The organism is Pantoea sp. BS_8 (assembly GCF_041954965.1).
GTDB classification, from domain to species: domain Bacteria; phylum Pseudomonadota; class Gammaproteobacteria; order Enterobacterales; family Enterobacteriaceae; genus Pantoea; species Pantoea stewartii.
Genome location: NZ_JAVAXU010000011.1, coordinates 95,465 through 110,045 on the forward strand (window position 1 = coordinate 95,465; position 14,581 = coordinate 110,045).

At 55.3% G+C, this 14,581-nt stretch carries 11 protein-coding genes; 6 read left to right on the plus strand and 5 right to left on the minus strand.

What is annotated here, in order from left to right; all coding sequences use genetic code 11:
* Nucleotides 1-28 precede the first annotated feature (28 nt).
* Together glnE and RAC65_RS18065 are read right to left on the minus strand one after the other, a co-directional pair.
* Nucleotides 29-2,881, minus strand: coding sequence for a bifunctional [glutamate--ammonia ligase]-adenylyl-L-tyrosine phosphorylase/[glutamate--ammonia-ligase] adenylyltransferase (gene glnE / locus RAC65_RS18060; protein WP_375096973.1), 2,853 nt, complete (start codon nt 2,879-2,881; stop codon nt 29-31).
* 29 nt (nt 2,882-2,910) lie between these two features.
* The gene (locus tag RAC65_RS18065) at nt 2,911-4,221 is read right to left on the minus strand and encodes an inorganic triphosphatase (RefSeq protein ID WP_375096974.1); all 1,311 of its coding nucleotides are present in this window, start codon (nt 4,219-4,221) and stop codon (nt 2,911-2,913) included.
* Nucleotides 4,222-4,485: 264 nt separating this feature from the next.
* On the opposite strand from RAC65_RS18065, the gene RAC65_RS18070 reads away from it, so the two are divergent.
* On the plus strand, nt 4,486-5,106 hold the full coding sequence (locus tag RAC65_RS18070; RefSeq protein WP_205955682.1) for a TIGR04211 family SH3 domain-containing protein: 621 nt from the start codon (nt 4,486-4,488) through the stop codon (nt 5,104-5,106).
* A 159-nt stretch (nt 5,107-5,265) separates the two neighbouring features.
* On the plus strand, nt 5,266-6,483 hold the full coding sequence (locus tag RAC65_RS18075; protein WP_375096975.1) for a multifunctional CCA addition/repair protein: 1,218 nt from the start codon (nt 5,266-5,268) through the stop codon (nt 6,481-6,483).
* A gap of 28 nt (nt 6,484-6,511) precedes the next feature.
* Here RAC65_RS18075 and bacA read toward each other — a convergent pair whose 3' ends face one another.
* Both bacA and folB read right to left on the minus strand, forming a co-directional pair.
* On the minus strand, nt 6,512-7,330 hold the full coding sequence (gene bacA / locus RAC65_RS18080; protein WP_054633121.1) for an undecaprenyl-diphosphate phosphatase: 819 nt from the start codon (nt 7,328-7,330) through the stop codon (nt 6,512-6,514).
* Nucleotides 7,331-7,523: 193 nt separating this feature from the next.
* Complete coding sequence (gene folB / locus RAC65_RS18085; RefSeq protein WP_006118205.1) at nt 7,524-7,883, minus strand: bifunctional dihydroneopterin aldolase/7,8-dihydroneopterin epimerase; 360 nt, start codon at nt 7,881-7,883, stop codon at nt 7,524-7,526.
* 108 nt (nt 7,884-7,991) lie between these two features.
* On the opposite strand from folB, the gene plsY reads away from it, so the two are divergent.
* Nucleotides 7,992-8,591, plus strand: a complete 600-nt coding sequence (gene plsY / locus RAC65_RS18090; RefSeq protein WP_006118206.1) for a glycerol-3-phosphate 1-O-acyltransferase PlsY — start codon at nt 7,992-7,994, stop codon at nt 8,589-8,591.
* 34 nt (nt 8,592-8,625) lie between these two features.
* On the opposite strand, the gene tsaD is transcribed toward plsY, so the two are convergent.
* Nucleotides 8,626-9,639, minus strand: coding sequence for a tRNA (adenosine(37)-N6)-threonylcarbamoyltransferase complex transferase subunit TsaD (tsaD, locus tag RAC65_RS18095; protein ID WP_006118207.1), 1,014 nt, complete (start codon nt 9,637-9,639; stop codon nt 8,626-8,628).
* Between the two features lie 278 nt (nt 9,640-9,917).
* Here tsaD and rpsU point away from each other — a divergent pair, with 278 nt between their 5' ends.
* The 3 genes from rpsU (at nt 9,918) to rpoD (ending at nt 14,515) form a co-directional block, all read left to right on the plus strand.
* Nucleotides 9,918-10,133 (plus strand): 30S ribosomal protein S21, encoded by a 216-nt coding sequence (rpsU, locus tag RAC65_RS18100; protein ID WP_001144069.1) that lies wholly within the window; start codon nt 9,918-9,920, stop codon nt 10,131-10,133.
* Nucleotides 10,134-10,249: 116 nt separating this feature from the next.
* A complete protein-coding gene (dnaG, locus tag RAC65_RS18105; RefSeq protein WP_164482586.1) occupies nt 10,250-11,995 on the plus strand; it encodes a DNA primase in 1,746 nt (581 codons plus the stop codon).
* 675 nt (nt 11,996-12,670) lie between these two features.
* Nucleotides 12,671-14,515 (plus strand): RNA polymerase sigma factor RpoD, encoded by a 1,845-nt coding sequence (gene rpoD, locus RAC65_RS18110; RefSeq protein ID WP_028723590.1) that lies wholly within the window; start codon nt 12,671-12,673, stop codon nt 14,513-14,515.
* The last annotated feature ends 66 nt before the right edge of the window (nt 14,516-14,581 follow it).

The window sequence follows — 14,581 nt, forward strand, 5'->3', positions numbered from 1 at the left end:
GCGGATGATAGCACAGTTGCTATCAGCATCACGCCGTGAGAGATTCTGCTGACTGCAACCACCGCTGCCAGCTGGCGTTGACCGACGCTCTTTCCTGCGCAAAGGCATCCGGTTCGACGTGTCCCGGCAGCGCCTGCAGCGCCAGATGGTGCAAGGCATCGCGCAGCGTGACATAGGCATGGGTTAACGCCGCCGCTTCGTCGTCTGCCATTTTTTGATGGTTTGCCATCAGTTCAAAGATCCGCACATTGTCCGACCAGCGCGTTAAGGCAGGCTCTGCTGCGGCATAGCGCAGTACGAGATATTGGGCAATAAACTCGATATCGGTAATGCCGCCTTCGTCGGTTTTGATCTCCCAGCGCCCTTTATGCTTATTGCTCAGATGCGCGCGCATTTTATCACGCATCTCCCTGACCTCGGTTTGCAACGCTACCGGTTCACGGGGCAGGCAGAGAATCGCCCGGCGAATGGCGTTGAAACGTTCGCTCAGGGCGGGCTCACCGAAGACAACCCGGGCACGCACCAGCGCCTGATGTTCCCATGTCCAGGCTTCGTTACGTTGATAGTCATCAAAAGCGTCAAACGTGCTGACCAGCATGCCCGCCGCACCGGAAGGACGCAGGCGCGCATCCACTTCGTACAAAATCCCGGACGAGGTGCGGGTGCTAAACAGGTGCATGATGCGCTGGGCCAGCCGCAGATAAAACTGTCGGCCGTCAATGCTGCGTTCGCCCTGGGTCACCGCGTCCAGCGGGCAGTCGTGCAGAAAAACCAGATCAAGATCGGAGCTGTAACCCAGCTCCCATCCACCCAGCTTGCCATAGCCCAGCACGGTAAAGCCCCGCTCGTGCTCCTGCACCAGATGCGAAGGCCGACCGTAACGCTGCACCATCATATTCCAGGCCTGTTGCACCACCGATTCAATGATGGCTTCGGCCAGCCAGGTTAAGTGATCGCTCACTTTCATCACCGGCAACGTCCCTGCAATGTCGGCTGCCGCGATGCGTAACATCTGCGCCTGTTTAAACTGGCGTAACGCTTCAAGCTGTTGCTCTTCATCATCGGCGGGAATGCGCATCAGGTACTGGCGCAGTTCATCACGATAGGCATCCGTCGCGGTGGGCTGATACAGCGTGGCGGGATCGAGAAGCTCATCCAGCAGCAGCGGATAATGCGCCAGCTGGCTTGCCACCATCGGCGAGGCTGCACACAGACGGATCAGGTGCCGCAGGGCTCCGTGATATTCCGTCAGCAGCTCCAGATAGGTACTGCGCGTCAGCACGCTGAGCAGCAGCGGTGCCAGCCGGCTAAAGGTGACGGCCGCATCGCTGCGCAGACAGACTTCGCTCAGCAGGCGCGGCATCAGCTGATCCAGTGCCTGACGGCCGCGCGGACCAATGGAACGGCGGCTGATATCCTGACGAAACGCTTCCAGTGACTGATTGAGCGCCTGACAGTGTTCCGCGTCCAGTTGAGGAACCAGCGGGGCCAGCTCGCTGTCTTCCAGACTGTCCTGCCAGAGCATATTAAAATCGGCCAGCTCCGGTTGATCGCCAACATCCGGCGAATCTTCACCAATCAGCTCGTCAAAGATTGCCCGCACGGCGGCCATGTGCGTATCCAGTTTTGCGCTAAGTTCTGACCAGTCCTGACACTGCATCGCCCAGGCCAGTCGGGCGCGGTGCAGGGCATCTTCCGGCAGCGTTTGCGTTTGTTCATCGGCCAGGCTTTGCAGCAGGTTTTCCAGCCGCCGCAAAAACAGGTAGGCCTCGCGCAGTGCAGCAACCTGCTCCGGTGGCAGTAAGCCCAGGGATTCAATGGCGGAAAGCGTGGGCAGCAAGGCTCTGAGCTGAAGCGAGCGCTCACGTCCACCGCGAATCAGTTGAAAGACCTGGACGATAAACTCCGTTTCGCGGATGCCGCCCGCCCCCAGCTTAATGTTATTTTTCAGGCCACGGCGGCGCACTTCACGTGAGATCATCGCCTTCATGTTACGTAACGACTGAATCACGCTGAAATCAATATAGCGGCGATAGACAAACGGCCGCAGCATCTGCTGCAACTCCTGGCTCCAGCGATCCTGATCATCGCCCATCAGTCGGGCTTTCACCATGGCATAGCGTTCCCAGTCGCGCCCCTGCTCCTGGTAATAATCTTCCAGCGCGGCAAAGCTCATCACCAGCGGCCCACTGTCGCCAAAGGGCCGTAAACGCATATCCACCCGGTAAACAAACCCGTCCGCGGTGGGCTGATTGAGCACCTTGATCAGGCGCTGCCCCATACGGGTAAAAAATTGCGCATTGTCGAGTTCACGTCGACCGCCACGGGTACTGCCGTTCTCGGGCCAGACAAAAATTAAATCGATATCAGAGGAGAAATTCAGCTCGCCGCCGCCCAGTTTTCCCATGCCCAGGATCAGCAGCGGCTGAGGCTCACCCGCGGCATTACACGGCGTGCCAAACTCACGACAGCAGTCCTGATAAACCCAGTCACGCGCCGCACTGATCAGGACCTCCGCCAGTACACTCAGCTGTTGCAACGTCTGTTCTGTGCTGGCGTGATGCAGGCACTGCATCCAGGCAATGCGCACCAGCATCCGACGCCGAAACAGGCGCAGCACGCGCATCAGACTGGCTTCGCTGTCTGCCGCCGCCATGTCACCACTCAGCCACTGCGCGTAGTGCCGCCACTCTTCAGGCTGAGGCGAGCGGTCAGCGATCGCCTGCCACCAGTCCGGGTTCTGCTGCAGGTTGTCGAGCACGAAATCGCTGAAGGCCAGACCGGCAAGCTGCTCTTCCGTAAGAGCAGAACCGGTAAGACCTGACTGTTCGACCGCCCGCTCGGCCTGAGTACGCAATACGGTAGGTAAGGCTGGCAACATGTTCTCTCCCTGATAGCGTGCTGTTAGATTCAGCGCGGCGAGCCGCTGGTTAACCAGAACGGCGGTTGTTTCATTGCCTGCGCGGTTAAGCCGTCTAAGCTGACGTGCTGCTTTTCGTGTATGGCGCGCTGTAGCTGCTGCCACGGGGCCAGCCAGCGCTCTACCGCGTCCGGCGAGTAAGCGCCTGCCAGCAAATGAACGGCCAGTAATTGTCGATCGAGACGCGTGGCTTTGTCCTGATATTCATTCGCCTGATGAATGGTGGCAAAGGTTTCTTTCAGATCGGCATTAATGCGGCCCAGCATGATATCGCCGAAGCGCTTGAAGGAACCTTGCAGCTTGGCTTGCCCCTTCTGATCAATCCACGGCGTCCATTGTGCCTCAGCCAGCCAGTGAGTAAGTGCTAACTGAGTTTCTACGGAGCGTGTAGAGAAGCAGAAGCTGTCTGCATCCACGTCTTCATTCAGCAGCGTTTCTTCCAGCGTCGTCAGCTTCTGACGCAGATCGCTACTGGCCTTACGCGGCACTAACGCACCAAAGAGCGCAAAGGCCTGGCGCAGCACGTCCAGCGCTTCACGTACTGATTCCCGTGCGCGCTTACTGCCCCGTAACCACACTTCTTCATGATATTGCCAGTGCTCCAGGCCAGCGGCCATTGCCGCCACCATGCCAGCTTCCACCGTCGCCTTCGGTCCGGCTTTCAAAAGCGGAAAAGCACGTAATTCACGTGGAAGGTTACCTTTCGCCAGCTGATAGCCGCGTGCCGCTTTGCTCAGGCTGCCCATACGCAGGTCGCCCACGGCAATCAGCTGCTGCGCAAACGCCAGCATATCGCTGCGCTCACCGCTTTTTAACTCCAGTTCGACTTCTGACAGCGCTTCCTGATGCTCACCGGCCGCGACCTCGCCTTTATCGAACGCGATTTCCACTTCGCTCTTACCTGCCGTCACCAGCCAGATTTCACGGTCAAAATGCGTGCTGAACAGCGGGTTCAGGCGCTGCTGTAAGGCCGCGATATCCGTTCCCTCTGGCCAGATGTCGGCGGGCAGACGGCTGATATCCAGCGTAGGTTCCGTCAGGTCAACGTTGTATTCGCCGCGCTGATGTAAACCGCCCAGCGTACTGCCGGCCGTTTTCAGCGTCATTTCGTAACGCTGGTCCACGCCGCGAATACGTAAGCCCATGTTCCACCGTCGTAACTGGTTATCGTCGGTTTCAAAATAGATATTGGTCAGCTGGCGCGCTGCCTGATGCTGATGCGGAAAAGCCGCCAGCCTCTCTGCCAGTTTCCCGGCAGCGTTGGATTTTGCAATGAACTTAAGCTCAATCTCGATGGTCATATTTTTTTATTCACTACGTCGCTGGCACTTGAGGATATATTCCCTGCCCGTTTAAGGTTATCTTCTGCTGCATCCACTGAGCCGAAGATGCGGGTTTTCAGGCGAAGAGTAATGCACAGAAGCCTTGCTGTCTCTGGTTTCTTTCTGCTTTCGCTCGCCTTTTCGCACTGTTATGAGACCAGGATAGTTCTCATTCAGATTTATGCGAAGCCTCTACAGACTGTGCCGGTAAATTATCTTTATTTTTAAACAAAACGAAATCGAATGAAAAAAATCACACTTGCTGGAATCACTTTGCTGGCCCTCAGCGCCCTTACACCTGCTCATGCCGATCAAAAACGCTATGTTTCTGACGAATTATCCACCTGGGTTCGCAGCGGCCCCGGCGACCAGTTTCGCCTGCTCGGTAAGCTGAACGCGGGTGAACAGGTCGAACTGCTACAAACCAATGACGCCACCAAATATGGCCAGGTGCGCGATGCGGAAGGCCGCACCGTCTGGATTCCCCTGTCGCAGTTGAGTGAAAATCCCAGCCTGCGCACCCGGGTGCCTCAGTTAGAACAACAGGTTAAAGACCTGACGGCTAAGTTAGCGAACATTGACAACAGCTGGAACCAGCGCACGGCCGAGATGCAGAATAAAGTGGCCAGCAGCGACAGCGTCATCAATGGGCTGAAAGAGCAAAATCAGAAGCTGAAGAACGAACTGATCGTGGCCCAGAAGAAGGTCAGTGCCGCTAACGTTCAACTGGATGACAAACAGCGCACGATTATCATGCAGTGGTTTATGTACGGTGGCGGCGTGCTCGGCGTGGGCCTGCTGCTGGGTCTGTTGCTGCCGCATATGGTGCCGCGTCGCAAGAAAAACGATCGCTGGATGAACTAACCTTTTCCACCGTTCGCTGCAAAAGGGGATCGTAAGATGCCCTTTTTGGCCTGTCTGCAATATGTCGAATTTGTGTAACAATAAGGGTTGTGCCCGTCTGAATTCAGGTGCAGGACGCACGCAGACGCGCAGGTCGCTTATTTATCTCTGGAGTGGTGCGTGAAGACGTTTCTTGTTGGCGGTGCGGTACGTGATGCGTTGTTGAAATTGCCGGTTAAAGACAAAGACTGGGTGGTCGTGGGCGCAACGCCAGAAAGCATGCTGGAACAGGGCTATCATCAGGTGGGCCGCGATTTTCCGGTGTTTCTGCATCCTGACAGCCGCGAAGAATATGCACTGGCGCGCACCGAACGCAAAAACGGCAAAGGCTATACCGGTTTTACCACCTGGTCGGCCCCGGACGTCACGCTGGAGCAGGATTTACAACGCCGCGATCTGACGATCAACGCCATCGCCCGCGATGAAAACGGCACGCTCTATGATCCCTACCAAGGGCAACAGGATATTGCTGACCGACTGCTGCGCCACGTTTCAGAAGCCTTTAGTGAAGATCCGCTGCGCGTGCTGCGCGTGGCGCGGTTTGCTGCGCGCTTTGCCCACCTTAACTTTCGCATTGCCGATGAAACCCAGGCGCTGATGCGGCAAATAGTAGAGAGCGGCGAGCTGGCCGATCTTACCGCTGAGCGCGTGTGGAAAGAGACCGAAAAAGCGCTGTCCTCGCATAATCCTCAGGTCTATTTTCAGGTGCTGCGTGACTGCGGTGCCCTGAAGGTGCTGTTCCCGGAAATCGATAACCTTTATGGTATCCCCGCCCCCGCCAGATGGCATCCTGAAATTGACACGGGCGTGCATACGCTGATGGCATTGACGCTGTCCGCTGCCTTAAGTGAGGCCATTGATGTACGTTTTGCCACGCTGTTTCACGATGTAGGCAAAGCGTTAACCCCCGTTGAAAAGTGGCCCAGCCATCGCGGTCATGGCCCCGCCGGCGTGCCGCTGGTTGCCGCACTCTGTGAGCGTTTGCGCGTGCCGAATGCCATTCGCGATTTAGCCCTGCTGGTAACCGAATTCCACGACACGATGCACACCATTGAGCAGTTGCCTTCTGAGGCGATTGTGGCGTTATTTGACCGTCTCGACGCCTGGCGTAAGCCTGAACGCGTGCATCAACTGGCGCTGTGTAGCGAAGCCGATGCCCGTGGGCGCGGTGGGCTCGCCAGCATGCCGTATCCACAGGGTGACTATCTGCGACGCGCATTTGCGCGGGCGCAGGCCGTGTCATCGAAAGCGGTGGTTGAGGCGGGCTTTAAAGGGAGTGCGGTGCGGGAAGAGCTGACGCGGCGCCGCATCGACGCCGTTGCCGAAGGCAGAGGTTAACGCGGCCAGTGACCTGGCCGCGTTGGGTTTACGTGAACAGCATGTAAACCGCAGCCGCTACGATAAAGCGGTAGACCGCAAACGATACGAAAGAGATACGTTTGATCAGCTCCAGGAACACTTTGATCGCAATCATCGCGACGACAAAGGCAGTGATAAAACCCACTGCAAACATCGGGAAGTCGGCCATGCTCAGGAAGCCCAGGCTCTTGTACAGATCCAGTCCGGTCGCCCCCATCATCATCGGTACGGCGAGGATAAAGGAGAACTCGGACGCCGCATAGCGACTCACGCCCATCAGCATCCCGCCTGAAATCGTGGCACCTGAACGCGAGAAGCCCGGCCACAGCGCCAGACACTGGAAGCAGCCGATCATAAACGCCTGACGATAGGTAATGTCATCCACGCCAACGGATTTTGGCTGTTTTGGCTTCAGGAATTCCGCCGCTAACAGCAGCAAACCGCCGACCACCAGCGCATACATAACATTTATCGGATTAAACAGCGTTTTAATTTGATCGTGTAAGACCAGCCCTATCACGACAGCAGGAATCATGCCCAGCAGGATATGAATCAGCGTTAAGCGACCGGTTCCTGTCCCTTCGTGTTTGACTTCGCCAAAGTGGATGCCGATCAGGCCAAACAAACGCCGCCAAAACATCACGACTACCGCCAGAATGGAGCCTAGCTGAATCACGACTTCAAAGGTTTCGGCTTTGTCACCCTCAAAGCCAAGCAAATGCCCCACTATAATCATGTGCCCGGTGGAAGAGACCGGTAAAAACTCGGTCAGCCCTTCTACCACGCCCAGGATTGCAGCTACCCACAGCTGATGAATATCTGCCATCAATGTATTTCCTCTGTCCGTTTTAAAACCATGAAAAAGGCGCTAGCAGTCGCGCTATCGCCTTGAATCTTATCTGTCCAGCCTGAATATAACATTAAGCTCGCTTGCCATTGAGTTTGTTATAACGAAACGGCACCTGCTGAGACAGACCATAATTTGGTTTGGTTTCATTGTGATGGCAATCACATCATCATTATTTAGGAATAGTCCCGCGCTCAATTCGCACGCCAACCTGCGCGGCCTGCGCTACAGCGCCCGGTTTTGCTACCTTTATACGCACACCGGGCGAATTGAAACGGTTCATCAACAGATCCGCAATTTCTTCGGCAACGCGTTCGACCAGTGCAAAACGTCCGCCCGTCAGATGTGTCAGAATCGCCTCAGAGACGTCAGCGTAGCTCAGACAATCCTTAACATCGTCACTGGCGGCCGCCTGGCGGTTATCCCAGGCCATTTCGATATCGATCACCAGCTTCTGCTGAATCCCCTGCTCCCAGTCGTAAACGCCAATTGTAGTGAAGACGGTGAGTTGTTCTATAAAGACGATATCCATGACGGTGCTCTCTGTTTTTGGCCAGGCCGGATACCACTTCCGGCAGATTGTGCGTATTATCCATAGTTGACGTGATCAAAACGACCCCAAAGGAAACGGGACGGTGTTATGAGTGCTTTCGCGCTTGGTATGATTATTTTCGCGTATCTGTGTGGGTCCATCTCCAGTGCGATTCTGGTATGCAAACTCGCCGGGCTACCCGATCCCCGCACCCACGGTTCAGGCAACCCGGGTGCCACCAATGTGCTGCGCCTTGGCGGCAAAGCGGCGGCAGCAACGGTGCTGGTATTCGATATTCTGAAAGGTATGGTGCCTGTCTGGCTGGCGTACCTGCTTCATGTGCCCCCGCTCTACCTGGGCTTAACCGCTATTGCCGCCTGTCTGGGCCATATTTATCCGGTGTTTTTCCGCTTCAGGGGTGGGAAAGGCGTGGCGACCGCGTTTGGTGCTATCGCGCCTATCGGCTGGGATTTGACCGGACTAATGACCGGCACCTGGCTGTTGACCGTGCTGCTCAGCGGCTACTCATCGCTTGGGGCGATTGTCAGCGCCCTGATTGCGCCGTTCTATGTCTGGTGGTTTAAACCGCAGTTTACGTTCCCGGTTTCCATGCTCTCCTGCCTGATTTTGCTGCGGCATCATGACAACATCCAACGTCTGTGGCGTCGTCAGGAAAGTAAAATCTGGAAGCGCAAAAAGAAACAGTAAGCGTAAAAAAAGCCGGTTGACCGGCTTTTTTCTGTCAGATGGCAGGCAGTTCGGCCAGCGGCCAGCGCGGCCTGACGCTTACGCCCAGCTCTCCCCGCGTACCGCCTTTCAGACGCACCATGCCCGCGTAGGCAATCATGGCACCGTTATCGGTGCAAAATTCAGGACGGGCATAAAACACCTCACCACCGCGCTTCTGCATCATGACCGCCATTTGCTCGCGCAGCGTACGGTTGGCACTCACGCCGCCCGCAATCACCAGCCGCTTAAAGCCGGTTTCATCCAGGGCGCGTTTGCATTTGATGGCCAGCGTATCCACCACCGCATCTTCAAACGCACGGGCGATGTCGGCACGGGTTTGCGCGTCATCGTCATGGCCACGAATGGTATTCGCCGCAAAGGTCTTCAGGCCCGAGAAACTGAAATCCAGCCCCGGACGATCGGTCATCGGACGCGGGAACGTGAAGCGTCCAGCCGTGCCCTGCTGCGCCATTTTCGACAGCATGGGACCGCCGGGATAATCCAGCCCCAGCAATTTGGCGGTTTTATCGAAGGCTTCGCCTGCGGCATCGTCAATTGACTCGCCCAGCAGTACATATTCACCAATGCCGGTAACGCTGATCAGCTGCGTGTGGCCGCCAGAAACCAGCAAGGCCACAAACGGGAAGGCGGGTGGATTGTCTTCCAGCATCGGCGCCAGCAAATGGCCTTCCATATGATGCACGGGCACCGCAGGCACCTTCCACGCAAAGGCCAGCGCGCGCCCAATCGTCGCGCCCACCAGCAACGCGCCGACCAGGCCCGGCCCCGCCGTATAGGCCACCGCATCAATCTGCTGCGGCGCTAAATCCGCCTGTTTCAGCGCCGCCTGAATCAGGGGCACCGTTTTACGTACGTGATCGCGCGAAGCCAGTTCCGGTACCACGCCGCCGTAATCGGCATGCAGTTTTACCTGGCTGTAGAGCTGGTTCGCGACTAAGCCAGCCTCGTCATCATAGATTGCGATGCCGGTTTCATCGCACGATGTTTCAATACCCAGAATTCGCATTGCTTCACCTCATTCTTGCGGCGCGCAGTTTAGCATAGCCACTGTGCAAAAAGAGGACTCAATCCACGCAAAAAGTCATTTTCTGCTGCCTAAAGAGTGCGCTATACTCCCGCCCCTGGAAAAAACCGGCAGCCGCACAGGCACACGCTCCTGTTGGTTCTTAATTATCCATGGTGCTTTACAAGCCGACGCGAGTTGGAGTAAAATGCTGCACCATTTTGAAATGTGCTGGCGCCGCAGTCAGCAGAAAAACCGAATTTTATTGAGGTGAGAGTTACATGCCGGTAATTAAAGTACGTGAAAACGAGCCGTTCGACGTAGCACTGCGTCGCTTTAAGCGTTCTTGCGAGAAAGCAGGCGTTCTGGCTGAAGTTCGTCGTCGTGAGTTTTATGAAAAACCAACGACCGAGCGTAAGCGCGCTAAAGCATCTGCAGTTAAGCGTCATGCCAAAAAACTGGCTCGCGAAAACGCACGCCGCACTCGTCTGTACTAATATCCCGGAGGTTCGCCTCCAAAGCGTGATAAACGCAGACCGAGTCAAGTAAAAGGCCGTGCTTTCCGAAAGGAAGCGCGGCTTGTTGTCGTTTATGAGCTGAAAAAACGGGGCTTATGGCAGGACGAATTCCACGCGTATTTATCAATGACTTACTTGCCCGCACGGACATCGTGGAGTTGATCGATGCTCGCGTAAAGCTGAAAAAGCAGGGAAAGAATTATCATGCGTGCTGTCCTTTTCATAATGAGAAAACCCCCTCTTTTACCGTAAATGGCGAAAAACAGTTTTATCACTGTTTTGGTTGTGGTGCGCACGGTAATGCCATCGACTTTCTGATGAACTACGATCGTCTGGAGTTTGTTGAAAGTATCGAAGAGTTAGCCACTTCTCACGGGTTAGATGTCCCTTACGAAGCGGGTAACGGGCCCAGCCCGATGGAACGCCATCAGCGCCAGAGCCTGTACCAACTGATGGACAACCTTAACGGTTTTTATCAGCAGAGTTTGCAGCAATCCAGTGCCCAGTCAGCGCGCGATTATCTTCAACATCGCGGCCTGAGCGCCGATATCATTAATCATTTCGCGATAGGTTATGCCCCCGCCGGTTGGGACAATGTTCTCAAACGCTTTGGTAAGCAGCCGGAAGATCGCGAGTCATTAATGGAAGCGGGCATGCTGGTCAGTAATGACAAAGGCCGGGTTTACGATCGCTTTCGCGAGCGCGTGATGTTTCCCATCCGCGATAAGCGAGGCCGCGTTATCGGCTTTGGCGGCCGCGTGCTGGGTAATGATACGCCGAAGTATCTTAACTCGCCCGAAACGCCTGTTTTTCATAAAGGTCGTCAGCTGTATGGCCTGTATGAAGCCTTAAAAAATCATCCTGAACCGAAACGCCTGTTAGTGGTGGAAGGCTATATGGATGTCGTTGCCCTGGCGCAATACGGCGTGGACTACGCGGTTGCCTCACTGGGTACATCGACCACGGCTGAACATATTCAGTTGCTGTTTCGCAGTACGGATAACGTGATTTGCTGTTACGACGGCGATCGCGCCGGACGTGAAGCCGCCTGGCGAGCGCTTGAAACCGCATTGCCTTACATGAATGACGGTCGTCAACTACGCTTTATGTTTTTACCTGACGGCGAAGACCCGGACACGTTGGTTCGCAAAGAAGGTAAAGTCGCATTCGAAGCGAGGATGGAGCAGGCTATGCCGCTCTCTTCGTTTTTGTTCGACAGCCTGTTGCCGCAGGTCGATTTAAGCTCTCGTGACGGCAAAGCGCGTTTAAGTACACTGGCATTGCCACTGATCACGCAGATTCCCGGTGAAACGTTACGCATTTATCTGCGTCAGGAACTGGGCAACAAACTCGGTATTCTGGATGATGCGCAGCTTGAAAAGCTGATGCCTAAACAGGCACAGGGCGCAAGCGCACCGGTTGCTCCGCCGCTGAAACGCACCACAATGCGCGTACTGGTGGCGTTGCTGATTCAGAATCCACAACTGGCAAGTCTGGTCCCTGCACTGGATGGGCTGGCCGAGTCAAAAATAGCCGGTTTACCGCTATTTATTGAATTAGTGAAGCGCTGTAACGAGAATCCTGGATTGACCACCGGTCAGCTACTAGAGTTATATCGCGGAACAAATTTTAGCCAAACGCTTGAAACACTGGCCGTGTGGAACCACATGATAGTGGATGAAGAGAGCGAAGCGGTGTTCCAGGATTCCCTGGCCAGTATTTATGACGCGGCTCTGGAAGAACGACTGGAGTTCCTGATTGCGCGAGAACGCACCCATGGACTCAGCACCGATGAACGCCGCGAGCTCTGGACACTGAGCCAGGCCTTCGCGAAAAAGTAACAGGTTACCCTACCTGCTGCTGTCCGTAACCGGAGCGGCAGGTTTAGTTATTCAGGGCGAAGCAGGTTTTGTCGCGGTAAGCGAACCGTTACCTCCGCTATGTGAGGATGGCGAGTACCGCCAGTGGCAAAAATGTTGTGAAAGCCAGCTTCCGTCCTCGGGCTATTGGCGTTGAAGCAGGTTTTGCCGCTGAAAGCGCGCAGTCACCGGAGCGTACTGATGTACGTGAGGATGACGAGCACTGTCAGAGGCAAAAATGGCGAGTAAGCCAGCTTCCGCCCTCGGGCCGTCGGCGTCGAAGCAAATTTTGTCGCTGAAAGCGCGCAGTCACCGGAGCGTACTGATGTACATGAGGATGACGAGCACTGTCAGAGGCAAAAATGGCGAGTAAGCCAGCTTCCGCCCTCGGGCCGTCGGCGTCGAAGCAAGTTTTGTCGCTGAAAGCGCGCAGTCACCGGAGCGTACTGATGTACGTGAGGATGACGAGCACTGTCAGAGGCAAAAATGGCGAGTAAGCCAGGCCCGACATAAAATTTGCGGCTTAAGTGCCGATTACTAATGGGCAAAGCCCAGGCCGCGACGAAGGCAGCGGCGAGAACGAAATGCCTTCAATGTTATTGTTGGCTCGCTGCCGACCGACACCAATCTAATTAACAGAAGTGTGGATACCGTCTTATGGAGCAAAACCCGCAGTCACAGCTCAAGCTTCTTGTCACCCGTGGTAAGGAGCAAGGCTATCTGACCTATGCTGAGGTCAATGACCATCTGCCGGAAGATATCGTCGACTCCGATCAGATTGAAGACATCATCCAGATGATTAACGACATGGGCATCCAGGTGGTTGAAGAAGCCCCGGACGCCGACGATCTGATGCTGAATGAAAACAGCTCCGATACTGACGAAGATGCCGCGGAAGCTGCCGCTCAGGTATTATCCAGCGTTGAATCTGAAATTGGCCGCACCACCGACCCGGTTCGCATGTACATGCGTGAAATGGGTACCGTTGAACTGCTGACCCGCGAAGGCGAAATCGACATCGCGAAGCGTATTGAAGACGGTATCAACCAGGTTCAGTGCTCCGTTGCTGAATATCCGGAAGCCATTACCTACCTGCTGGATCAGTACGATCGTGTTGAAGCCGGTGAGTCGCGTCTGTCAGACCTTATTACTGGCTTTGTCGATCCTAACGCAGAAGAAGACCTGGCACCGACCGCCACCCACGTCGGTTCTGAGTTGTCCGAAGAAGATCGTAATGACGACGACGATGACGACGAAGAGAGCGACGACGACAGCTCTGACGACGATAACTCTATCGACCCGGAACTGGCGCGCGAGAAGTTCTCTGACCTGCGTACGCAATACGAAACGACGCGCGATGTGATCAAGAGCAAAGGACGCAGCCATGCGGCCTCTGTCGCTGAGATCCAGAACCTGTCTGACGTCTTCAAACAGTTCCGCCTGGTACCGAAGCAGTTCGACTACCTGGTGAACAACATGCGCGAAATGATGGAACGTGTCCGTACCCAGGAGCGTTTGATCATGAAGCTGTGTATTGAAGTGTGCAAAATGCCGAAGAAAAACTTCATTACGCTGTTCACCGGTAACGAGACCAACGAGAGCTGGTTCAAAGCCGCACTGGCGATGAACAAGCCATGGTCTGAAAAACTGCTGGACGTGCAGGATGACGTGATGCGTTCGCTGCAGAAGCTGGCACAGATTGAAGAAGAAACCGGCCTGACCATCGAGCAGGTGAAAGACATTAACCGTCGTATGTCGATCGGTGAAGCGAAAGCCCGCCGCGCGAAGAAAGAGATGGTTGAAGCTAACCTGCGTCTGGTGATTTCCATCGCCAAGAAATACACCAACCGTGGTCTGCAGTTCCTGGATCTGATTCAGGAAGGGAACATCGGTCTGATGAAAGCGGTTGATAAGTTTGAATACCGTCGCGGCTACAAGTTCTCGACCTACGCCACATGGTGGATTCGTCAGGCGATTACCCGTTCTATCGCTGACCAGGCGCGTACCATCCGTATTCCGGTGCATATGATTGAGACCATCAACAAACTCAACCGTATTTCGCGCCAGATGCTGCAGGAGATGGGCCGTGAGCCGACGCCAGAAGAACTGGCTGAGCGCATGCTGATGCCAGAAGATAAGATTCGCAAGGTGCTGAAGATTGCCAAAGAGCCTATCTCTATGGAGACGCCGATTGGTGATGATGAAGATTCACATCTGGGTGATTTTATCGAAGACACCACGCTGGAGCTGCCGCTGGACTCTGCGACCTCTGAGAGCCTGCGTTCTGCGACCCACGACGTGCTGGCTGGCCTGACCGCGCGTGAAGCCAAAGTGCTGCGCATGCGTTTCGGTATCGATATGAACACCGACCACACGTTAGAAGAAGTGGGCAAACAGTTTGACGTTACCCGTGAGCGTATTCGTCAGATTGAAGCGAAAGCCCTGCGTAAACTGCGCCACCCGAGCCGCTCGGAAGTGCTGCGTAGCTTCCTCGACGACTAAGTCCGTTAAAACCCCGGTTCGCCGGGGTTTTTTATGTCTGCTGCCCTGCCCTTTTCCCGCAAACCG